At 41.5% G+C, this 22,951-nt stretch carries 21 protein-coding genes, 8 tRNA genes and 1 pseudogene; 22 read left to right on the top strand and 8 right to left on the bottom strand.

What is annotated here, in order from left to right:
* Nucleotides 1-459 carry a hypothetical protein gene (locus B9T29_RS04685; protein WP_086174802.1) on the top strand — a complete coding sequence of 153 codons (459 nt, stop codon included), beginning with the start codon at nt 1-3 and terminating at the stop codon, nt 457-459.
* Between the two features lie 78 nt (nt 460-537).
* Here the strand turns inward: B9T29_RS04685 and dapE are convergent, their stop codons facing one another.
* The 3 genes from dapE to B9T29_RS04670 all read right to left on the bottom strand — a co-directional run bounded on the left by dapE (nt 538) and on the right by B9T29_RS04670 (nt 2,951).
* Nucleotides 538-1,674 (bottom strand): succinyl-diaminopimelate desuccinylase, encoded by a 1,137-nt coding sequence (gene dapE, locus B9T29_RS04680; protein ID WP_086174801.1) that lies wholly within the window; start codon nt 1,672-1,674, stop codon nt 538-540.
* Between the two features lie 131 nt (nt 1,675-1,805).
* On the bottom strand, nt 1,806-1,955 hold the full coding sequence (locus B9T29_RS04675) for an entericidin A/B family lipoprotein (protein ID WP_086174800.1): 150 nt from the start codon (nt 1,953-1,955) through the stop codon (nt 1,806-1,808).
* A gap of 126 nt (nt 1,956-2,081) precedes the next feature.
* Complete coding sequence (locus tag B9T29_RS04670; RefSeq protein ID WP_086174799.1) at nt 2,082-2,951, bottom strand: DUF1853 family protein; 870 nt, start codon at nt 2,949-2,951, stop codon at nt 2,082-2,084.
* Between the two features lie 97 nt (nt 2,952-3,048).
* Here B9T29_RS04670 and B9T29_RS04665 point away from each other — a divergent pair, with 97 nt between their 5' ends.
* The 11 genes from B9T29_RS04665 (at nt 3,049) to B9T29_RS04615 (ending at nt 5,694) form a co-directional block, all read left to right on the top strand.
* Nucleotides 3,049-3,432, top strand: coding sequence for a YbaN family protein (locus B9T29_RS04665; protein WP_086174798.1), 384 nt, complete (start codon nt 3,049-3,051; stop codon nt 3,430-3,432).
* Between the two features lie 7 nt (nt 3,433-3,439).
* Nucleotides 3,440-3,970 (top strand): cell wall-recycling L,D-carboxypeptidase ElsL, encoded by a 531-nt coding sequence (elsL, locus tag B9T29_RS04660; protein WP_086174797.1) that lies wholly within the window; start codon nt 3,440-3,442, stop codon nt 3,968-3,970.
* A 293-nt stretch (nt 3,971-4,263) separates the two neighbouring features.
* A tRNA-Val gene (locus tag B9T29_RS04655) sits at nt 4,264-4,339 on the top strand.
* 27 nt (nt 4,340-4,366) lie between these two features.
* Nucleotides 4,367-4,443: transfer RNA gene (locus B9T29_RS04650), tRNA-Asp, on the top strand.
* 47 nt (nt 4,444-4,490) lie between these two features.
* A tRNA-Asp gene (locus tag B9T29_RS04645) sits at nt 4,491-4,567 on the top strand.
* Nucleotides 4,568-4,588: 21 nt separating this feature from the next.
* A tRNA-Val gene (locus tag B9T29_RS04640) sits at nt 4,589-4,664 on the top strand.
* Between the two features lie 13 nt (nt 4,665-4,677).
* Nucleotides 4,678-4,754, top strand: a tRNA-Asp gene (locus B9T29_RS04635).
* Nucleotides 4,755-4,785: 31 nt separating this feature from the next.
* Nucleotides 4,786-4,861 (top strand) — tRNA-Val (locus B9T29_RS04630).
* A 58-nt stretch (nt 4,862-4,919) separates the two neighbouring features.
* Nucleotides 4,920-4,996: transfer RNA gene (locus tag B9T29_RS04625), tRNA-Asp, on the top strand.
* An 89-nt stretch (nt 4,997-5,085) separates the two neighbouring features.
* A tRNA-Val gene (locus tag B9T29_RS04620) sits at nt 5,086-5,161 on the top strand.
* Between the two features lie 74 nt (nt 5,162-5,235).
* A complete protein-coding gene (locus B9T29_RS04615) occupies nt 5,236-5,694 on the top strand; it encodes a DUF2750 domain-containing protein (RefSeq protein ID WP_086174796.1) in 459 nt (152 codons plus the stop codon).
* Between the two features lie 3 nt (nt 5,695-5,697).
* Here the strand turns inward: B9T29_RS04615 and B9T29_RS04610 are convergent, their stop codons facing one another.
* The 4 genes from B9T29_RS04610 to yccS all read right to left on the bottom strand — a co-directional run bounded on the left by B9T29_RS04610 (nt 5,698) and on the right by yccS (nt 12,227).
* On the bottom strand, nt 5,698-6,480 hold the full coding sequence (locus B9T29_RS04610; protein WP_086174795.1) for a YdcF family protein: 783 nt from the start codon (nt 6,478-6,480) through the stop codon (nt 5,698-5,700).
* 119 nt (nt 6,481-6,599) lie between these two features.
* Entirely contained in the window at nt 6,600-9,236 is a 2,637-nt protein-coding gene (locus B9T29_RS04605) for a PepSY domain-containing protein (protein WP_086174794.1), read from the bottom strand.
* A gap of 171 nt (nt 9,237-9,407) precedes the next feature.
* Complete coding sequence (locus B9T29_RS04600) at nt 9,408-9,968, bottom strand: YcxB family protein (protein ID WP_086174793.1); 561 nt, start codon at nt 9,966-9,968, stop codon at nt 9,408-9,410.
* Between the two features lie 84 nt (nt 9,969-10,052).
* Complete coding sequence (yccS, locus tag B9T29_RS04595) at nt 10,053-12,227, bottom strand: YccS family putative transporter (RefSeq protein ID WP_086174792.1); 2,175 nt, start codon at nt 12,225-12,227, stop codon at nt 10,053-10,055.
* Between the two features lie 136 nt (nt 12,228-12,363).
* On the opposite strand from yccS, the gene B9T29_RS04590 reads away from it, so the two are divergent.
* Nucleotides 12,364-13,578 (top strand): multidrug effflux MFS transporter, encoded by a 1,215-nt coding sequence (locus B9T29_RS04590; protein ID WP_086174791.1) that lies wholly within the window; start codon nt 12,364-12,366, stop codon nt 13,576-13,578.
* 401 nt (nt 13,579-13,979) lie between these two features.
* Here B9T29_RS04590 and B9T29_RS04585 read toward each other — a convergent pair.
* A pseudogene (locus B9T29_RS04585) lies at nt 13,980-14,479 on the bottom strand (nitroreductase family protein).
* A gap of 392 nt (nt 14,480-14,871) precedes the next feature.
* Here B9T29_RS04585 and B9T29_RS04580 point away from each other — a divergent pair.
* From B9T29_RS04580 to B9T29_RS04540, 9 genes are all read left to right on the top strand, one after another.
* Complete coding sequence (locus B9T29_RS04580; protein ID WP_086174790.1) at nt 14,872-16,188, top strand: DcaP family trimeric outer membrane transporter; 1,317 nt, start codon at nt 14,872-14,874, stop codon at nt 16,186-16,188.
* Between the two features lie 306 nt (nt 16,189-16,494).
* Nucleotides 16,495-17,487: a patatin-like phospholipase family protein gene (locus tag B9T29_RS04575; protein ID WP_086174789.1), complete on the top strand. Its 993-nt coding sequence runs from the start codon at nt 16,495-16,497 to the stop codon at nt 17,485-17,487.
* Between the two features lie 306 nt (nt 17,488-17,793).
* Nucleotides 17,794-17,991: a hypothetical protein gene (locus B9T29_RS04570; RefSeq protein ID WP_171263975.1), complete on the top strand. Its 198-nt coding sequence runs from the start codon at nt 17,794-17,796 to the stop codon at nt 17,989-17,991.
* A 372-nt stretch (nt 17,992-18,363) separates the two neighbouring features.
* A complete protein-coding gene (locus tag B9T29_RS04565) occupies nt 18,364-18,885 on the top strand; it encodes an acyl-CoA thioesterase (protein WP_086174788.1) in 522 nt (173 codons plus the stop codon).
* 149 nt (nt 18,886-19,034) lie between these two features.
* Nucleotides 19,035-19,598, top strand: a complete 564-nt coding sequence (locus B9T29_RS04560; protein ID WP_086174787.1) for a TetR/AcrR family transcriptional regulator — start codon at nt 19,035-19,037, stop codon at nt 19,596-19,598.
* Nucleotides 19,599-19,625: 27 nt separating this feature from the next.
* On the top strand, nt 19,626-20,816 hold the full coding sequence (locus tag B9T29_RS04555; protein WP_086174786.1) for an MFS transporter: 1,191 nt from the start codon (nt 19,626-19,628) through the stop codon (nt 20,814-20,816).
* A 13-nt stretch (nt 20,817-20,829) separates the two neighbouring features.
* Nucleotides 20,830-21,723: a LysR substrate-binding domain-containing protein gene (locus B9T29_RS04550; protein ID WP_086174785.1), complete on the top strand. Its 894-nt coding sequence runs from the start codon at nt 20,830-20,832 to the stop codon at nt 21,721-21,723.
* A gap of 144 nt (nt 21,724-21,867) precedes the next feature.
* Nucleotides 21,868-22,485 (top strand): glutathione S-transferase family protein, encoded by a 618-nt coding sequence (locus B9T29_RS04545; RefSeq protein ID WP_086174784.1) that lies wholly within the window; start codon nt 21,868-21,870, stop codon nt 22,483-22,485.
* Between the two features lie 270 nt (nt 22,486-22,755).
* On the top strand, nt 22,756-22,951 hold a 196-nt coding region (locus B9T29_RS04540; protein ID WP_143223868.1), incomplete at its 3' end, for a transposase.

The raw sequence follows: 22,951 nt of genomic DNA, 5'->3' as shown, positions 1-22,951 counted from the left end.
ATGAGCCAAAATAGTGTTTCAAACTCTGCTGTTGATCAAATTTCACAACAAGAGTTATATCACCTTATTACGGTATCTACCGGATTTATCGATACCTATATTATTGGTTGTCATGGCAAGGAAGCGATGATTCTTCCACAAAATATTGTCTTGTCGGCACTGGATAGTGCCACACAAGTACCTTTTGTAGAATGGCATGAACTGAAATTACCGGTATATGCGGTGAATGATCCAGAGCGGAAAACCGGCGTGGCATTGGTGATTGAAGGTGATGATGTCAGTCAGCGGTTTGCCCTGATGTGTAATGAAATGCCGAAAACCATTCGTCTGCGTATTTCTGAAGTGGTGGATGATGAGCGCACCGTAACAGACCCAGATGTATTTCAGTATGTGCGTATGGGAGATCAGGTGTTTCATGTGCCGAATCTGGCCCAAATTCAGTCTTCTTTGGGGTTATAAAACCTAGCGCTTAATCCAATACTGGACAATAAAAAAGGAACCTTAAGGTTCCTTTTTTATTTATAGATTTATTAGTTTTTAGTTAGCCAATAAGCCTTCCAAAATTTGCTCATAAATTTCAGCAAGCGGTTCTAAATCAGCGACATTGACATGTTCGTCAATTTGATGAATGCTGGCATTTAATACACCTAGTTCGAGCACTTGTGCACCAGTAGGTGCAATAAAGCGACCATCAGAAGTGCCACCACTGGTAGACAACTCAGTTTCCATACCTGTTACATTACGAATGGCATTTTTTGCTGCATTGACCAGTTCACCCACTGGAGTCAGGAATGGCAAACCAGATAAGGTCCATTCAATATCGTAATTCACTTGATGTCGATCCAGAATTTCTAGAGTACGTTCTTTTAATTGTTCAGCAGTGACTTCAGTTGAATAACGGAAGTTAAATAAAAGATTCATGGTTCCAGGAACCACATTGGTAGCACCGGTACCTGCAGAAATATTGGAAATCTGGAAAGATGTAGCCGGGAAATATTCATTACCATTGTCCCACACCGTATCGCACAGTTCAGCCAAGGCTTTAGATGCAGTATGAATCGGGTTAATGGCAAGGTGAGGATATGCGACATGGCCTTGTTTACCTTTTACGGTCAATTTGGCATTCAATGAACCACGACGACCATTTTTAACGATATCACCCAATTGATGGGTACTTGAAGGTTCACCGACCAGACACCAGGTCATTTTTTCATTACGTGCTTCTAAAGCTTCTACTACTTTAACCGTTCCGTTAATCGACGGACCTTCTTCATCCGAAGTAATAAGGAAGGCAATAGAACCTTTATGATTTGGGTGTTTCGCCACAAAACGTTCAGAGGCAACCACCATGGCTGCCAGTGCGGTTTTCATGTCGGCACTACCACGGCCATAAAGTTTGCCATCGCGGATCTCCGGTACAAAAGGATCAGAATTCCAGTCATCTAAACTGCCGGTGGGTACCACATCGGTATGGCCTGCAAAACAAAGCACCGGTGCTTCAGTTCCTTTACGCGCCCACAAATTGTCCACATCTTCAAAACGCATCGGTTCAATATTGAAGCCTATTTTTGCTAGACGTTCCGCCATTATAGTTTGGCAGCTATGATCGATCGGTGTTACAGAAGGCTGACGTAACAGTTGCAAGCTTAAATCAAGGGTAGCGGAAGATGTCATGCGATTTTCATAAGTCGATAAATTTGTCGGTACTATAATAGGCGAATATGCCCTTGAAAGTGAATGACTGCCATAAAATTGCCATAAAAAAACCCTATCTTGGATAGGGTTCTGTGTGTGCTGAAGACAAACTAGTTTTTGCGGATTTCCTCAGAAGTTTTTTCTGCAGTATTGGTCACGGCATCTCCGGCTTTAGATACATCTTTACCCATACCTTTAAAGGTATTACAGCCAGTTAAAGCAAAAGCAATAATGAGGGAAGCGGCAAGAATTTTTTTCATCATCATCTCCAAGTAATTCATTATTTTGATGTGAATTCAGGTTAATTAATGCCCAGCGTAAACAATATGGTTTTTTGATGGTAGAAAAGTAAGTATTTGTTATAAAAATAGACAATTCTCATAAATTTAGCCCTTTACCTTTTGAGAAAGTAGGGGCGAATTTCGGTACATATAGAAATTATTTTGATCTTTTTGCAGATATAACCCATTGCTCCACCAGTGTGCCGTATCGCTACTGATATGCTGCTCTTGACAAATCCATTCTTGTCGTTGTAAACGATAAAAATCAGCACTTTGCGGTGGAATATGACTTCCCCAATAACCTAAGCGGCGTTGCAGATTGACCCAGCTGGGGATCGCGCTTACCGTGCTTTCAATAGGGAGGTAGAGCTGACCTTTAAGTACCGCAAAACGCTGTTCAATTTTATGCTCCAGTGCATCTTCAAATTGAAACTGCTTCTGGCTAAAGTGACTCAACTTGCGCAACAATGTATCGCTACGGTTTAAGCCATACCAATAAGGCAAGGAAAAATCACGTTCCGCCAAATAGTATTTTAAAGCCACTTCCCAGTGTTCAATGGCCTTGCTTTCGGTATTGAATAACAGGAAATCGAGTTCACCCAAGGTGCGTGGCCCAGCTATTTTTTGAATGCTATGACCGAGTAATTGATAAGGGTGATAATCTTGCTCGAGCAGCCAAAACCAGATCAACATTTCAAAACGTAATCCCAGACGGGTACTTTTCAGTTGTTGTAAAAAGCTTTCTAACTCTTGCGGATGCTGATCTAAATAAAGCAGTCGGGCGCGATAATTCTCAAAATGGCTGTGCCATATAGCATTGTCATGAAACTGAAAAGCGTGTTTTAACACCAGTTCGGCCGGAGTATCCGATAAAATATTTGGACTGCATACGCAAAAGGCCAATTGCCGAACCAGTAAATTTTTAAATTGCAGCCAAGGTTCCTCAAGATGAGACGCTTGATTTAAAACAAACATAGCCAACCCCTGGCGCTAGATTAAAAAGTGCAGAATGACAACGGATAATATGCAAAAACACTTTATACTACCGCAATTAGATGTATAGGGCAGTGCTATGAAAATGTTGTTTTGGCGAAGTTTGGTGATGATTTTTGTCATCCTGGGCTTTATCGGGGCACTTTTACCGGGTATGCCAACAACAGTATTTCTGATTTTAGCTGCCTGGTCAGCCTCTAAAGGCTGGCCGCAAATGGATGCCTGGCTGCTGAATCATCCTAAATATGGCGCAACATTAAGAGCATGGCGCAAAAACGGCACCGTACCACGCAAGGCAAAATGGTTCGCCAGTATCATGATGCTAATCAGTGGAATCATCATGTTATTTACCAGTGCTCCAGTGTTGGTGAAAATATTTACCGATTTGACCATGCTAAGCGTTGCCATCTGGCTATGGCTACGACCTGAACCTGCAGCTGAACCGATTAAAGACGTTGAGTAATTTTGTTATGACATATTCTTTAGAGCAGGCAGATATCTGGATTGATTTGGCCGAGCAAAGTTTGACCTTGCCTAAGCATCACAAGTCTTATGTCATCTCTAGCGGCAAGAACGGGATCGGCGAGCAGGAAAATTCCGGCAAGACGCCTAGAGGCTGGCATAAAGTGGCACTTAAGTTCGGACATGCAGCGCCTAAAAATGCAGTGTTTAAAGCGCGACAAGAAACTGGTGAAGTATACGATGCTGAATTGGCTGCACAATGCCCTGAACGCGACTGGATTTTATCGCGCATTCTCTGGTTAAGCGGTCTGGAAGAAAATTTCAATCTGGGAGAGGGCTGCGATACTTTTAAACGTTATATCTATATCCATGGCACCCCTGATACGGAACCCATGGGGATTCCGATGTCTCATGGCTGTATCCGGATGCGCAATGAAGATGTGATTGAATTATTTGAACTGATCGCTGAGGATGCTGTGGTGTTTATTTCAGAACACCGTTTGAATTCGATGGACTGTAAAACAGGCACTCCCTTATAAATAAAGAGGCAAAGCAGTTAAAAGCTGAAAATCCAGGTTTATCGGATTGACTAAAAAATAGCAGTATTTGCCAACAGTTCAAAAAGCATGAAAATTTTGCCTAAAAATCAAGCCGTGATTTTTCGGGTTTTTACAGAAAATAGTAAATAAGTTATCGAATTTGTTTGTTTTTATAGCGAATAACCTATTTTTTAATCACTCAAACGTAAAAAACCAAAAACAGGTAGAAAAGCGTTTGACAGGCTGCATAGATTCTCTATAATGCACCTCATCAAACGATGAAGACGTTTAAAGGGCGCTTAGCTCAGTTGGTAGAGCGTCTGCCTTACAAGCAGAATGTCGGCGGTTCGATCCCGTCAGCGCCCACCAAGCTCTTTAACGTTAAGACACTTTAGTGCAGCGGTAGTTCAGTTGGTTAGAATACCGGCCTGTCACGCCGGGGGTCGCGGGTTCGAGTCCCGTCCGCTGCGCCACTTAAGTTCTTAATATTTGTTTGCCACAATAGCGACATTGTGTAAGTGCAGCGGTAGTTCAGTTGGTTAGAATACCGGCCTGTCACGCCGGGGGTCGCGGGTTCGAGTCCCGTCCGCTGCGCCATTTACATAATAGACCTTTTGAGGGCGCTTAGCTCAGTTGGTAGAGCGTCTGCCTTACAAGCAGAATGTCGGCGGTTCGATCCCGTCAGCGCCCACCAGATTTTTTGCGATGCAGCGGTAGTTCAGTTGGTTAGAATACCGGCCTGTCACGCCGGGGGTCGCGGGTTCGAGTCCCGTCCGCTGCGCCATCCTTAGAATCGAAATTGTAAGACCCTTTGAGGGCGCTTAGCTCAGTTGGTAGAGCGTCTGCCTTACAAGCAGAATGTCGGCGGTTCGATCCCGTCAGCGCCCACCATATCTTTTAAAGATATTCTCTTTTTTAGATATAAATACTTAGCAATAAGTATCGTGATGCAGCGGTAGTTCAGTTGGTTAGAATACCGGCCTGTCACGCCGGGGGTCGCGGGTTCGAGTCCCGTCCGCTGCGCCATTTTCTAGATTCCTTGTGCTGGAAAGTGTATAATCAAGCAAGATTTCTTTCTTGCGTCATAAAAATAGCAACGCTATTTTTACTCCTCAGGGCGCTTAGCTCAGTTGGTAGAGCGTCTGCCTTACAAGCAGAATGTCGGCGGTTCGATCCCGTCAGCGCCCACCATATATTATCCTTGATAAAATTCTATTTTTTTCATAAAATCTCTAGTTAATAATAATTTTAACTATTGAAAAACTATGAGAAATCCATATCAACGCAAAGCTGCTAAAACTCAAAATAATACCTATAACGCGCAAGAGATCTATAAACAATTTGTTGAAATGATTGTAGGCCAAGGTTATGTCCATGCCTTATATGATGACGGCTGGGCATTATGTGCGACCCCTACCGGTCAGCGTGCATTTGCCATTTGGCAAAGCAAAGGCCTGGCAAAATTGTTGGTAAAAGACAATTGGGTAAATTATCAGATTCAGGAAATTTCATTAAAAGATTTTGTCGAAAAAGTGATTCCTTTTTTACGCCAGGAAAACACCATCGTGTCGATGGATTTAACCCCGGAAGGGCAAAATGTGCTGGTTGCACCGGAAAAATTATTATTGGATATTAAAAATTATCTGTATTGGATTTACGTACAAAAACCTGAATTATTTAAAGATGCAAAACTGCCTTTACCCCGTAACATTCGTTTGAACTGATTTTTAGTATTCCTGTAACAGCCAGCCACTAATGAAGGCAAAGTATTCGCGCAACCAGGAGTTGTAGCGAATATAAAGCGGTGTTGGAGCGCTGAGCGTGACTATTTGCTGATAGCCTTGATGTTTGGCAATGGCTTTGGCGCGTAAAATATGAAAGTCACTGGTGGCAATCACAATAGGCTGGTTCAGATGAATATGCCGCTGTGCCAGCAAAGGCTGTACATTGTGCAGGTTTTCTTCAGTACTGGTACTTTTTGCTTCTAATAGAATACGTGACTGATCAATATGATGCTGTTGTTGCAGATATTCAGACATTACTGCTGCTTCAGAGATCTGCTCTTGAAAACCTAAACCTCCAGTCATGACCAGCAGTGTTTCGGGGTGCTGTTTGGCATATGCAGCACCAACATCTAAACGCTGTTTTAAGGTGGGAGAGGGACGGCCCTTTTCAATACCACTGCCCAGTATAATGACTGCAGCAGCGGGCTGAACAGTATTGGACTGCTGAATGCTATATTGCAGATAACTGAAAAACATCACTAATGTGATTATCCAGAGAAAAAATCCTGACCATACGCAGCGCCATAACCTCTGTCCTAATGGGGTCAGTTGAACAAGGCTTTGAATCCAGTTAAAACATATCGCATACAGCATCAGTGCTATACCAATAATCAGCGGAAGAAGAATGCCTAAGTGAATCTTGTCCAGAGCAAGTAAGCATAAGCCATCCAGTGCCAGCAAGCTGCCTATTATTAAGCTGAGACTGCGTTTAAAACTGCTGGACATAGGATGGCTCGAGATGAAGATTGTGCTTAGTTTAAACAGATTATAGAGTTTGAGAATAAAAAACCGAGCATTAAGGCCCGGTTTTTTATTTGATTTAATGATTTAGATTGAATGATAAATTAGTAAACATCACGACGATAACGGCCTTGTTGACGTAGCTGGTCAACTTTAGTTTCACCCAGAATGTCGATTAAGGCCTGATCTACATCGCTAGCCATACCATTGATGCTACCGCAAACATAAATCACTGCGCCATTGTCCATCCAGGCTTTTAGTTCTTGCGCCTGTTCACGCAGTTTATGATGCACATAGACTTTTTCTTGCTGATCACGCGAGAAGGCTAAATCCAGACGTTGCAGCATGCCGGTACTTTGCCAGGCTTCAATGGTGCTTTGATAGAAGAAGTCATGTTCACGCTGGCGTTCGCCAAAAATCAGCCAGTTTTGCGTGTAATCCTGACGGGTACGCGCATGTAATAAGCTCATTAAACCCGCAAGACCAGTACCATTACCAATACAAATGATCGGGCGATTGTCATCAATCAGATGGAAAGCCTCATTGCTGCGAATGCGCAGTGCAATTTCACTATTCAGTGCTGCATGCTGTGTGAGCCAGCCTGAACCTAAGCCGAATTGACCTTGGGCATCAGATTGTTGACGTACCACTAAACGCAGCACTTGCTGTGAAGGAATACTGGCAATTGAATATTCACGCGAAGGCAGGGGATTCAGCTGTTGCAGCAAATCCTCCATATTGGCAAAAGCTTCAACTTCTACAGTTAAATCTTTATCCCAAAGTGCCTGCTCGATACTCATCTGTAAGGCATCGACCTGGGTATTCGGCTGAATTTGATGCTTTTGCATAAACTGGACAATACGCTCAGCACTGTTACCCGGCTGAATCTCGGCAATATCACCGGCTTGCCAGTTCACTTCATGACTTGGTTTTAACTCTATATTAAAGGCGGGAGCACCTAAACTGTTTGGATTAAGCAGATCGCGTTTTGTGAGTGTCCAAGTATCGAAAGTTTTTTCGATATTCATGTCTTGTAATTCAAGTTGGGTCACTTTGGCTAAAGCGCTATTCCATGTCTGAATCTGCCTTTGATTGGCATTATCCACTTCAATGATATTAAACAGCTGCTGCGCACCATTCTGTTTTAACCAGTTATCAACTGCGTGGCCAAAATGACAGAAAGTGTCGGCATATTCGCGAGAACCCAAGGCCAATACTGCATAGTGCAGATGGCTTAAATCAGCTTTTTTGCGCAGTATTTTTTTGGCAAAACCCGATGCTAAATCAGGTGCTTCACCAGTACCGTAAGTACTGGCTACAAATAAAACCTGTTGGGTATTTTTTAAATCATCAATATTTAAATGTTGTACAGATTTCACGCTAGCAGGCTGATGAGCCTGTTGCAGGCTGGTTGCTGTACGCCATGCCAGCTGTTCTGCTGTACCAGTTTGTGACGCATAGACAATCAGCCAGGGTTTTGCATTGCCATCAATACTAACTGCGGTTAAGCCATGACGTGCAGCTTGGGTTAGTTGCTTTTGCTTACGACGTTTCAGATACAGCATCCAGCCTGTGACAAAGAACAATGGCATAGCTAGAGCAGCGAGCATCGCCATGAACTGGTATACCGGACCAAAGAAACTGCCACGGTGCACCGGCAACATGCTGCTCATGATTTTTTCATTTAACTTTTTATCTTCATAAATTTCCATGTCTTTAATGGTGGAAGCTTTATAGTCAAATGTGGCTTTGTTTCGTGCACGTTCATGCTGGGGAATGGCATCGACAAAGCTAATTTCAAGTTCACCATTGGACTTTTTCGGAATATTTAATGTGATGCTTGAATAATCACGACCGACTTGTGCATTAAAGCCGTTCCAGCTTTGGCTGAGCGCCAGATGGATCTGTTCCGGGCTTAAACCTTTTTTCTCCTGTTTTTCACCGCGCGGAGGTTCAGCAGCTTTTTCAGGGTTACCTGTAGCTGCATTAGGCATTGTCTGGCCTGAACCTTCGCGGTTACCGCGTGCTTCACCGCCACGTGGCATTTCTGCTTCACCCTTACTTTGCGGTTGTTCAACACCCATCACCGTATACAGGCCGCTACGCCACCAGCCATAAGACCAGGTTAAACCAGTACACGCGATAATCAGGAAGAAAATAACCACCCAGGTACCCACAACCGCATGCAAGTCCCAAAGAAAATTACGGCCTTTCAGTTGTGGCTTAAGCATGAACCACTGTTTAAAAGAATGTTTTTTCGGCCAGCGCAGGTATAAACCACTCAACACAAAGAACAGCAGCATTAAGGTACATGCACCAGTAATCTGCTTACCGACAGATCCGATGGTTAAATTTCGGTGTAACTGTTCGATAAACTTAAAGAATTCCCGGCCTTTAATGTCGGGTAAAACTTCGCCGGTGTAGGGGTTAATCATCATGCTATAACCCTTACGTGCACCTTCTTTGACAATGTTAATGCTTGAAGATGCGGTCGGGTCTTTGGCTACAGTGATGCTGTTAATTTTCATTTCTGGATCAGTCACCTGGAAATGCTGATACAGTTCGGCAGGGGTTAATTTGGCACGATTTTCAGCCTGTACCGTATAACTCTGTGGATTCAGCCATTTTTGAATAGGTTGTTCATAGGAATAAATGGCACCGGTAACGCCCATAATCGAGAGAATTAACCCGGCGGTAATCCCGAGGAACCAGTGGATCTGAAAAAAGGTTTTTTTTAACATAGCCGAAAAAACAGGGTGATAAACAGAATTAAACTGAATTATAACTGAACTTTTCCAAAATGATATCGATTTTGTAGGTAATATTTATTCTCATTATCATTTGGTTTTATATAAATTAAAAAACCTCCAATCTGGAGGTTTTTTAATTAACTGTATAGCTTGGTCTAGCGTTTAAATCTGTTTTGCTTCGCCCACTGTTTCAGTCAGGTGCTTGCGAATGGTATTGAAAGAAAAGTTCTTTGAATCCATACGTTTTGGCAAGATATAAGCACCTTGTTGACCTTTAACCTTGAAGTTAATCAACATAAAGTCAGGGGTATTATACCATTCATAAATATCTTTCCAGCCAATCGCACCTACACCTTCTTGTGCGCCCATTTGTTGACGCATGATCAGACCGTGTGGTTGTACGCCTAAACGAATGCCTTTAATTTCCTGAACCGGAAATTCGTTCATTTTGCGTTTTACATACCATTCCAGGCCGAATTTACGGATGAGCAGATAGACTACAACACAGACCAAAGCCACCCAGCAAAAAATAGTGGAATAATTTTTCAGCAAGATGATGCCGGCAATGGAAAGAATGGCAACAGCTGCCATGATCAACCATGCTTTGGTACCAATTTTATTGGTGCTACGCCAGATAGCAAGTTGAGCTTGACGTTGCTCAGCCTCGGAAATTTCATAGTTCACAGGCTGCAGGGTATAAGCGTATAAATTTTTCGCGGTCATAATGAATTAACAAATTTAGAACTGTAAAAAGTTTAGCATTATTTATACCAATTCAGTGAGTATATTGTTCCAAAATCATCCTATTTATAATGAGGCTAATTCAGTGGCTTTTTCATCACGGTCATGGCTTAAACTTTGCTTTAAACGACTGAGTTGACTCAGAATACTGAGCATCAACGATAATTGCTGTAAAACGATCAGCGATTTATGATCATCTTCATTATTTTGGCTTAAGCGCTGACGAATAGTGTTCAGCATATTCTGTGAACTAAGGTCTGGAACTTCATCGTTTAATAGCGCACCGCGAATATCATCTAAAGCTTTGTCTAATAGTTGCAGAACTTCCTGATCTGCAATTTTTTCACGATGTGCACCCAGTGCTGCAATATAACTGAGCAGGGTATGGTTGAGGCACAAGAATTCAAAAGCCAAGCTTTTTTGTACCGGATCAAAATCAGGTTCTGTGGCCAAAGTTGAAATGAGCGAGGCAACGTCAGCATCGTTATTATGGGCAGCACGACGCACTACACGATATTTCAAGCCGTTATTGCGTCCACTTTTGTACTGTTCAATGACTTCGGCTAAATATTCACATTGAGTGGTGAGTGAACGTCGGATCGTGCGGGGCAAACGACGGAATTTCCAGTCGGGGAAAATAAAGCTCACCCCAAACCAGGCCAAGGCACAGCCAATCAGGGTATCAATCATGCGGGGTAGGGCTGCGGCAAAACCTATTCCATCGAGGTTAAAATTAATTAACGCCAAAATAGTGATAAAGGCAGTGGCTTGGGCATATTGCTTACTGCGTAATTCGAAGAACAGCACACCACTTAAAACCAGCAGCAATAATTGTCCTTCAAGCGACGGAATAAAATACAAAACCGCATAACCCAGAATAATGCCGACCAGGGTGCCGACTATACGTAGACGTAAACGGCGTTTGGTGGCATTAAAGTTAGGTTGGCTGACAAAAAGCGCGGTTAATAGAATCCAGTAGCCATATTGAATCTGGGTAATCTGGACAAAAATATAACCAATAAACAGGACAATAGAGACACGAATTGCGTGTCTAAACAGCACCGACTCTGGCGTTAAATGCTGCTTGATCCGGATGACAATATCATCCCAGCCTTTTAAGTCATCATCTTTAAGCTGGTTTTCAATATGTTTGCTTTTATCGAACTTGATATGCCGTTCAGTTTCTACGTTACGCAGTTGGGCATCAATTGATTTTAAATTTTGATACAGCGAAAACAGTGCATTGACCCAGACCTGATCGTATTGCTGCTCGGCACGGAGTTTTTCCAATGACAGTTTTAAATTGGCAAAGGCATGTTTAAAGCGTTTGTTATGCTGATAGGTTTCACGCTGCAAAATGCTCTGGCTTAAATCTTTGCAGGCCTTGGCCTGAATAGAGAGAATCCGTTGAAAGCGAAACAAAATATCACTATGTTCAAAAATCTTGACCAGCTTTTGATAATCAATATGCGCTGAATCGGCACGTTCATGAATATCCTGAGCCACAAAATAATATTGCAGGCTGCGACGGGTATCTTTTTGCCCCCGGTCACCTTTTAAACGGGTTAAAAGGGCCGTTTTCATCTCATTGAAAATGCCGACCAGCTTACCATTTTCCAAAGACAGCTCAATCATGCTTTGCTGATAACTGTCTGGGGTCATGTCGACATCAAACAGGTTGGATTTGGCAAACAGAAAATCACCGAGTGATGAGTAGCACTGAGAGAGTTTGTCCTGAACTTGGCGAACTGGAAATAACAGGAAACTGATGGTGGAAAGCAGGCCATACCACATTGCACCAATAACCAGGAGTCCAGCTTGAGTATACCATTGATCAAACAGTCCAACGCCCAGCATCGAGTAGACCGAGATGACTAGACAGCCATAAGAAATGGTGGCGTAGCGACGACCGAGTGAACCCAGTAAAATCCAGCCGATGCATGACACGATCAGCCCGATGGCAAATAAAATGGGATGAGGAAATAAAAAATAAATTGAGGCAGCGGTAATAAAGAAGCCGATATAGGTATAAATCAGGTTCATGATCCGCACTGAAAAGCGGTCATCAATATCACTTAAACCGGCAGCGACTACACCTAGGGTCAGGGGAATGGTAGCAAGTTGCTGTCCCATAAAATAAGGCACAAAGGCAGTACCCGCGAAAGCAATAATCATGCGCAGGTTATACATAAATGTCGTGTTATAAGTCGCTTGTTTAAGACGCGTCAGCCAAGATTTCAAGTTATGTCCTAATCCACAAATGATTTATGCAGCATGCAGTGAAATTATGTGATTTTTCACTCTCATGACTGGGAAATAATACTATGTACAGTGTAAGCTTGTCTGCAAAGCCTATATTTAAAAATTAAATATCAATATGTCTGCACAACAATCAACACAAGCATATTCCACGGCCTGGATTATGCTGCTGGCCTTGCTGACCTCATTGGGTCCGCTTTCTATTGATATGTACTTGCCGGCCTTGCCACAAATGGCACAGGATTTTGGGGTCAGTACGCAAATGGTGGCCAATACTTTACCGGCTTATTTTCTGGGGCTGGCTTTAGGGCAGCTGATTTATGGCCCGCTGAGTGACCGAATTGGACGTAAAGCACCGCTGTATCTGGGTTTAACGCTGTATGTGCTGGCCAGCCTGTTGTGTGTTTTTGTCAGCAATGAGTGGAGCCTGATTGCAGCGCGTATTGTACAGGCGGTTGGCGGCTGTGTGGGTGTGGTGATTGCCCGGGCTGCCATTCGTGACCGTCTGGATATGCAAGCTTCAGCGCAGGCCTTTGCCAGCATGATGATTGTGATGGGGATTGCGCCTATTATTGCGCCGAGCTTGGGTGCGATGATATTGAAGTTCTTTTCCTGGCAGGCGGTGTTTGTCATTTTAGCTGTGGTGGGGCTGGTCTGTTTGCTGTGTGTACACTTTTTCTTTAAGGAAAGTTTGCCGCATGAACGCCGTTTAAAGTTAAATATTGGCCAGGTCTTGCGCCTATATATCACTATTTTTAGAGACCAGAGTTTCAGATGGCCAATGCTGGCAGGATGTTTTTCAGGTGGGATTTTATTCTGCTATATCAGTTCATCCGCTGCCGTACTGATGGATGATTATGGCTTAACCCAGCAGCAATTTGGCTATGCCTTTGGGCTGAATGCCTTTGGTATTATGCTGCTGTCCACTTTAAACAAACGGTTGGCGCAGCATTTTTCTGTAATGCGCCGGCTGAAAATCGGCGGCATATTGCAGCTGATCGGTGCCACTATTTTATTGGTCTCGGGGTTAATGGCGACTAGTCCATTATGGCTAGTCTTTATAGGCATGTTTTTGGCGGTTTCAGGTATTGGTTTTACCGGCCCCAATGCGATGGCCCTGGCTATGTCGGAGCAGGGCGCACGTGCGGGAACCGCCAGTGCAATTATGGGAAGCATGCAGTTTGCCTGTGGCTTGCTCGGTGGAATCCTGTTAAATTTTCTGATCTGGAGTTCGTTGCTGAATATGAGCATTGTCATGCTGCTTTTTGTCGCGATTACCCTGCTCACGATTATGAAACTCAGTTTAAATCAGGCACAGCATGAATCTACGTGAAGATGATATGAGCTAAACCAAAAAGAGACCATGACGGCACTACTGTCCCATAGTTGAAGTCCATGTGTTAGATTCGCGAGTGTGGCAGGGATGCCACACATTCCCCATGCCTTGCGCTGCGTTTTAAAGCAGTGCTTAAAACTGGCTCAGGATGTCGTGTATGGGGAATAAAGACTTTTCTTGCGAACTCAAAATATGTTTTGAGTTCTCATTTTGGTCTGTCAAAAGTAGGGTTCAGCCTACACAAAGCCATTTACACTTCTAAAGAAAAGACAAGGCTGTGAAAAATATAAATATCAGATACTTAAAGATAAAAAATCATTATGCTGATTCAATACTAAAATAAAATTCAAATTATGGGGCAGCAGTGACCTCTAAGGTCTCTTTTTCTTTAAAACGGTTTATTGATCCATAAAAACCGTGAATTCATCAACTGCAATACGCGGTGTAATAAAAGTCTTCACAATATTATCAGGATCGGCATAACCGAGTGCAAGAGTACAAACCAGTTCTTCATCTTCAGGTGCATTCAGCACATCCAGTACGATGGAATGGAAATGGTTGTATGCTGCTTGTGAACAGGTATCCAGATCAGGCGCCTTGGCAGTGATCATCACGTTTTGAATCATCATGGCAATGTTTTTTGATACTGCTGACCCAGTTCGGGTTGTTGTATAAGTTCAGTTTGGGCTTTGCAAACCACGCCGCAGCGTTTCATCGTATTTCTTGCCCATAATCACATAGCCTTTTCAAGGCTGGGTATTGCTTCCTGAAGGTGCCCGGCTCACTACAGTCAAAATATCCCTCATGATTTGCATATCAACCGCTTTATTTAAAAAACACCTAATGAATGAAGAGAGCTAATGGCATGATCAACGTGCTGAACCTGTTGCAAGTGCATAAAAAATCCTTTTGAAATGAGTCTTTAAGCAGGATTTTACTTTATACATTAGTCGAATGGGGATGGGATAAAAATTATATGATTTTTATATAAGTAATTGAATGTAGTATTAATTTCAAAATTGTCATTTATAAATAAGATTGTTTTTTAATCATCGTTCGAGAAAACTGATTTTAATAAAGCATAAAAATTGCTAGATTTGCCATGACATGTAAGTTTTTATATGTTGCAATTTTATAATATTTTAAATTTTTTACTGCCTCATAAGCTGAAAATGCAATGATTTTTTAAGCTTGTTAATTTTTTGAAGGGTTTTTTTCATAGATTTATTGGGTTTTTAAAAATCAAAGAATGCATGGATGCGAATATTTAACAAATCGGAGATTTTAAGAATGAGTCAATTACGTAACGGTAAATTTATCGCTAAAGGTTTAGCATTAGCAGTTACAGCGGTAATGGCAAGCACTACATATGCAGGCACAGCTGAACAAAAACAGATTCAGGACTTACGTAAAGAAGTAGAAGCATTAAAATCTTTAATCCAACAACAACAGCAAGTTCAACAACAGCAACAAACTCAAATTGAGCAAGTCAAAGCACAGCCAGTACAACTTGCTGCAGCGGCAAAACCTGAAGCACCTGCAACAGGCTTTAAAACCAAAGCCGGTGCAAATGTAAACCTATACGGTTTTGTCCGTGGCGATGCCAACTATATTATTGAAGGCGCAGATGATGACTTTAACTCTGCACATAAATCTGAGGGCAAAACTCAAGATAAACTTCGTGCCACTGCTAAAATCACACGTCTTGGTTTAGATTTTAATACGAACGTGGGTGATGCGAAAGTTGGTGGTAAAGTTGAAACTGACTTTGCCGGCTCTAATGAAGCTTTCCGTATTCGCCATGCTTATTTAACTTATAATGACTGGCTATTCGGTCAAACCACTTCGAACTTCTTGTCCAATCATGCTCCTGAAATGATTGATGCTACTACCAACATTGGTGGCGGTATAACGCGTATTCCTCAAGTTCGTTATAACTTCAAACTTGCACCACAAACTCAGTTGTTTGTTTCTGCTGAAAAAGGTAATAGCCTTGCAACTTTGGCAGGTACACCGGCTGCTGACAAACTTGCCGGTACTGCAGCTGATGTGACATATCGCTTACCAACGCTTACTGCTAAGTTAACCCAAGGTTTTGCAGATGGTAAAGGTTCAGTATCTGCACGTGCTTTGGTTGAAAATTATAAATCAACAGCAGCTGATGATGACAAAACTGGTTGGGGTGTAGCTGCAGGTGTAAATTATCAAATCACCAATCCATTAAAAGTGTCTGCTGATATTTCGCATGTGGTGGGTAACAGTAACTATTTATATGGCAGCAATTCAGCTTATATTGTAGATGCGGCAAATAACAGTATTGAGCAGAATGAATTTAATGCAGTTCAAGTCGGTGCAACTTATAAGATTTTACCTAACTTGCGTTCAACACTGGCTTATGGCGCACAGTTTGCTGATGATGGTACTGACTATGCCCGACTCAATACGACAGCGAATGAAAAAGTGCAACAGGCATGGATCAACGTTATCTATTCACCAGTTGCACCAATTGATCTAGGTGTGGAATATATCAACGGTAAGCGCGACACATTTGCTGGCGAATCATATAAAGATAACCGTGTAGGTTTAATGGCTAAATATAATTTCTAATTCAAAACTGGAAATTTAAAAAAGAGGCGATTGATTCGCCTCTTTTTTATTTGAAAAATTATTTTTAATCTCCAATTAATGCTTAAGCAATCTAATCGACACCGTGTAATAAGCGTTTTTCCGATAAACAAAAATTGGTCAAAAAATGAGATAATATAAATATGAGATGGCAAATGTATCAATGATGTTTTAAAGGCTGATATTTTTGTAATGGGAACTTTACGAAATACTACAGTTTCACAAATAGATCATTCTTAAACTATACGCCTTTTTTTACGAACAGCTTTATTTATCTTTAGGTGGTTCATGAGCAACATCAAATTTAGTTTTATTGTTTTGGCAGTACTGGGTCTGGGTGGATGCCAAACGGTGTCTCAACCTAAGCTTACTGTTGGTTCGACAGGACTATCTGAACCACCAACTGTAGATGCGCAAGTTCGGGCAGACCGTATTAATTTTAGAAAACTCAAACAGCAGGAAAACCGTCCTATTGTGGCCTTGGTGCTGGGCAGTGGTGGTGCTCGGGGCTATGCCCATATTGGGGTGATTCAGGTGCTGGAGCAACAAGGTATACACCCTGATTTGATTGTAGGAACCAGTGCAGGCAGTATTGTGGGTTCTATTTATGCCAGTGGTAAAACAGCAGAAGAACTCCGCGATATTGCTTTAAACATGAAAGCCAATGATGTTCGTGATGTAAAGCTGGATATGAAAGGTTTTTTTGACGGTCAAAAAGTTGAAAATTATGTCAATCAGCAAGTCAATAATACGCCGTTAGAAGCGCTAAAAATCCCCATGTATGTGGTGGCAACAGAATTAAAAGAAGGTAAAAAAGTCGTCTTTAACTATGGCAATACCGGACAGGCGGTACGTGCTTCGGTGTCTATTCCAAGCATGTTTATTCCAACCAAAATTGGGGCGGATGAATATGTAGATGGCGGTTTGGTGAGTCCGGTGCCTGTAGGCGTGGCACGTGATTTGGGGGCGGATATTGTGATTGCTGTGGATATTCTGGCGCAACCGATGCATACTGAAACCAGTAATGTTTGGGGAATGTTCAATCAAAATATTAATATTATGCAGAGTCGTTTAGCTGAAGAAGAGCTCAAGCATGCAGATATCGTGATTCAGCCGGATTTAAGGGAAAAAGGGCATATATTTGATGTAAAAGGCCGTGCAATGACCATGCAAGCCGGTGCAGATGCAGCACAAAATCAATTAAATACCATTACAGCCTTATTGAAACAGAAACATTATCCATTCGGTCATACCGTTCAGCAATTAAGCGCACAGGATTAGCCATTCAATAGACTGCAATGATGAAATTGAATAGAGCCCAGGCTTAGATTCATCATTGCGATGCTGTTATTTTTAGTTGATTTAAACTTTGGTTTTGATTAAAAATAATAGTGTGGTACTGTAAAAATAAACTAATTAATTGATATTTCACAATAAATTAAACTAAGTGATGAAAGCTTTTATACTATATAATTTTTATATTAATATGTTTTTGTTCAATGATTTAAGTTTACCGGTGGATCAAAATTCACTAAACTGGGTTTTATTGAAATGGTGATGAAAGCATATTTTTGTAAGGATGGTTAAATGAATAGCAGTAGTATGAAAATAGAAAAATTTTTAATCGGCCAAAAAGTCAAAATGGCAAGTATGGAACATCTGGTATTTACCGTCATTGCAGAAAATACCGATGGTACCTATAGGGTTGAAACCCAGCTAGACCAGCAGAATGTACTAAGTTACGGCAATATTTCTAAAGAAATGCTGCGTGAGATAACAGCTTAATCTAATTTTAATTAGGCAATTTATCTGCAGGATGAAACAGGTTAAAGCTTCGCACTTGTTGCGCACTCATGTATTTAATATTTTGTTTTACCCAGTCTTGGTTGGGTGATGACCAAAGCAAATGTTTTAAAAAACATAGCCATATTTTTTTGTAATCTAATTTTTAGAACAAATATTCTATTAAAATCAGTCTATAAGAAAAATGCTTATGCGTCAGTGAGTTGATAAATTTGATATATATTTTCTTGAATGATACCAAAATCACTATAAATAATAATGATGGTTTTATTGCCAATTTCCACATTTTATTGCGCAGAAAAACGCTATAATCCTTGCTTATACTATTGTCTGTAAAAGAGTCTAGAGAACGCGATGTCCCCATTAGATCAAATTGCTCCAGCATTAGATGACCAGTCTGAATTAACCATGACAGTTTTAATGACTCCTGATATGGCGAACTTTTCAGGAAATGTGCATGGCGGAACAATTTTAAAATTACTGGATCAGGTCGCATACGCATGTGCTAGCCGTTATTCAGGCAGTTATGTGGTGACTTTATCGGTGGATAAAGTCAATTTCAAAGAACCGATTCATGTGGGTGAACTCGTTACTTTTCTTGCCAGTGTCAACCATGTCGGTCGTACCTCAATGGAAATCGGGATTCGCGTAGAAGCGCAGAACATTCAAAAACGTACCGTACGTCATACCAATAGTTGTTACTTCACTATGGTAGCCGTAGATGAAAATGGTCAACCGAAACAGATTCCGCCATTGAAGCTGGACAATGACTGGAAACGTTGCCGTTTTGAGGCTGCTGAACATCGTAAAGTGGCACGCTTGCAAGAAAGCCATCATCCTTCATGCAGTATTTATAAAAAAACCTCACAATGCTAATGGCTGAATAAGGCGAGTTGAAACATTGATCTAGAAAAGACTGCTTTTAAGCGGTCTTTTTTGATTTTAAAGGGATGATGATGTCTATACATGCAGCAAAAATTAGCCTAATATAAAACGATACGTATCGTATCGTTTTTTGGTGAGCAATGAGTGAGTTAGAAAAAACTTCCCGTCGCAAGCAATGTATTTTGCAGGCAGTAACTGCCGCATTAGAACAAGATGATTACAGTCATTTAACCATTGAAGATATTGCCGCACGTGCAGGGGTGGGTAAGTCGACCATTTATCGCTGGTGGAAGCATAAATCTGATCTGGTTTTTGATGCCTTTAAAGAGCACACCGCTTCGGTCTTTGATCTGGATTTTGAGCAAAGTCTGGAAGTTAATTTGAACCAGCAGCTTTTAAAATTGTCACTCGCGCTACATCATCCTCTAGGACGCGCCTTACTGGTAGTGATGGCTGAGCATCGTGAAGCTGCCGGTGAATTCTTCAGGCTGTATTTATTACCGCGTCGTGAGCAAACCCGCAAGCTGATTCAACTCGCCATAGAGCGTAACGAAATTATTGCCGATTATCCCTTTGAACTGATGCTGGATACGCTGTATGGGCCGATTCATTATCAGATTATTTTCTTTAATTGCATGCCGGATGAAACTTACATACACAATCTTGTGAGTTTGGTGATGCAACCTGTTCTGGTTCAAAAGTAGCACCAGGCTACCGTTAAGTGGGTCATTATGTCTGCGACAAACACAGGGCGTCTATGGAATCGCTCTTTTATATTGTGTCTATGCAATAACCTGTTTTTATTTACCTATTATTATGCCTTACTGACCATTCTGCCGATTTATATCATGAAAGATTTAGGCGGAACAGTGAAAGAAGCCGGTTTGGCACTGACCTTGTTTCTGGTGTCTTCCATTGCAGTTCGGCCATTTTCCGGACTGATTGTAGAGAAATTAGGTAAAAAAATCGCCTTTCGCGGTTCAGAATTGCTGTTTGTTCTTTTTGCTTTTAGCTATTTATTTGCCGACAGCATGTGGGCCTTATTGCTGATTCGTTTTATTCATGGCATCTGGTTTAGCATATTAACCACGGTGACCGTGCCGATCGCCAATGATTTTATTCCCGATCATCGCAAGGGCGAGGGCATGGGCTATTTTGTCATGTCAACCAATCTTGCCGTGGTATTTGGGCCTTTAATTGCCTTAACTGTACTGCAATTTACTGATTTTATAATGTTATTTGCGCTGTTAACCGCAGTGATCAGTCTGGGTTTTATCTTCTGTTTAATGATTCCGGTACAGGAAAACAAGATCACTCATCTTAATGCTCATACGGAAAAGTCACGACTGGGCTTTCATGACATTATTGAAACACGTGCCATACCGATTGGCTTTGTCGCATTGCTGACCGCATTTGCCTATTCCAGCATTATGAGTTTCATTGCTGCTTATAGTGAATCTAAAGATCTGCTTGCGTATACCAGCCTGTTTTTTATTGTCTTTGCCATTTCTATGATTGTGGTACGACCGTGGGTGGGCAAAATTTATGATCGCAAGGGTGCCAGTGCTGTCATTTATCCTTCCTTTATTTTCTTTGCTATAGGTCTGGTCGTGGTCAGCCTGATCTCCAATCAATGGCTGCTCTGGTTATCTGCTATATTTATTGGCATTGGCTACGGCTCACTATTTCCGTGTTTTCAAACCATTGCCATCCAGTCTGTCGCCAAACAGCGTATGGGACATGCCATTTCCACCTTCTTCACCCTGTTTGATTTGGGTATGGCAATCGGTTCAGTCATTTTAGGCTTGATGATTGCCTATTATGGTTATCAACTGAGTTATTTATTCTGTGCTGTAATTACTGTGCTGACTTTATTTGTTTATAAATACACAGTTTCGGCATCACTCAAGCAACTTAAATAAAGAGGTACGGTACGTGGAATTACGTCATTTACGCTATTTTGTTGCAGTTGCACAAGAACTGAATTTTACCAAGGCGGCACAGCAGATGTGTACGGTGCAGCCTTCTTTAAGCCAGCAAATTAAAGACCTGGAGCAAGAAGTCGGAGTGCAATTACTGGTTCGATCGAACCGGAAAGTTGAACTGACAGAAGAAGGCAAAGCCTTTTTAAAAGAAGCCTTATTAAGTCTGGAACATGCTGAAAAAGCGATTCAGGATGCGCGGAAAATTGCCAACCTGAGCAAAGACCAGCTGAATATTGGCTTTGTGCCGGTAGCGGAAATGAAAATTTTCCCCTATATCATGCCGAATATTCGAGCACATTTTCCCGACATTAAAATTAACTTTCATAGCCTGACTGATGCTCACCAGTTTAAAGCCCTAAAAAAAGGTGATATTGATATTGCCTTTACCCGCTATGTCGATGAGTCGAACGAACTGGAACACGTGCAAATTTTTAGTGAACCGCTGGCTTTGATTGTGCCGAAGGATTCACCGATTGCCGAGCAGCGTCATATTAGTATCAAGAGTTTTAATCATCAGAATTTTGTCATTAGTGATGAGGATGCCTCACCGCAGTTGCACAAAATTATTACTGATTTCTTTAAGCAATCTAAACTGGACGTCAACATTGTCCAGCATTCGACCAACATTCTGTTAAATGTCAATCTGGTCGGCATGGGAGTGGGCTGGAGCCTGGTACCGGCTTATGTGATCCCGCTACTGGGGGATAAAATTATTGTGAAAAATACCATTGAACCTTTACCGATGATTGACCTGTATGCCAGTTACCGTAAAGGGCAAAAAAATGAAGTGATAGAGCTGATTTTAAAAATCTTAAAAGAACAGTTTTATATGGGTTTCTTTTAATAATACATTTTTTACAGTGCACGATGCTTTTTAAAAATGAGAAGCATTGTTGCGCATGGTCATGCTGTCACATAACAATTATCCCTCGCTTAATTAAATTGATCTATACTCGAAACCTAAAACAAAAATATAGGCCGAACAACAATGATCAAGCTGTATAACAATGCGCAATCACGTGGCATGACCCTGCTGCCTTTACTGAAAGAGCTGGGTATAGAAGACCAGATTGAACAGATTCAAGTGCCGTATGAACAGATGCATCAAGCTGAATATCTGAGCATTAATCCGATGGGGAAAGTACCGTGTCTGGTCGATCAGGGCGTTGTGGTGTCGGAAGTGGCAGCCGTATTTGCTTATCTGGCCGATAAATATATAGAAAAAGGTTTGGCACCGGCACTGGATGATCCCAAGCGTGGTGCCTATTTAAAATGGATGTTCTTTGCTCATGGTCCTTTGACTGAATATATGGATTTAAAAGGGCTTAACGTGCCGGACGAGCAAATTGAACAAAGAAAACGGAGCCTGACTTTTGGTCATGAAGAAAGCGTATTTGCATTTTTAAAAAATGGTATGAAGGAAGCGAGTCCATATTTGCTGGGTGAGAAAATTTCAGCAGCAGATTTATTTCTGGGTTACTGGCTGGTTTTTGCCATCTCGTTCAAAATATTGCCTTATCTGGATGAGTTCAAGCCGTTTATTCAATTGCTGGCTCAGCGTGATTCCATGAAAGATGTACCGTGGTTTCAGAAAATAAATGCTTAATATTTTTTGCTTTTAATTTTTAGTTGAATTGTTAAAGGTATTAAAGTGACTGAGCTGCTTTTGAAGTGTTAAAGGAATAGATTTATTTGGAAGTTCTTTTGAATAGATCTTTTTCATAAATCAAAAAATGTTCAATATTAGATTTTTTTAAATCAGCACGGCCTCATTTGATTGATTTAATTTTTTTACCTTTTCGTAGGCAACCTCTGTAGTGGTCTAATAAAGCTGGACACCAAATTAGGTGATAATAGATTCACCAATGAGGTGCTTATGAAACCAAGACGTACATTTACTCCAGAGTTTAAACTCGAAGCTGCTAGTCTTGTATTGGATCAAGGGTATTCAATCTTACATGCTTGCCGTGCCTTAGATGTGGGTCAGACTGCTATGAGACGTTGGGTCGATCAGCTTCAATCAGAACGTACTGGGCAGACGCCAACTCACAATGCTTTAACCCCAGAACAAC

The organism is Acinetobacter sp. ANC 3903 (assembly GCF_002135315.1).
Taxonomy (GTDB): domain Bacteria; phylum Pseudomonadota; class Gammaproteobacteria; order Pseudomonadales; family Moraxellaceae; genus Acinetobacter.
This window is presented reverse-complemented; position numbering and strand designations above follow the sequence as displayed.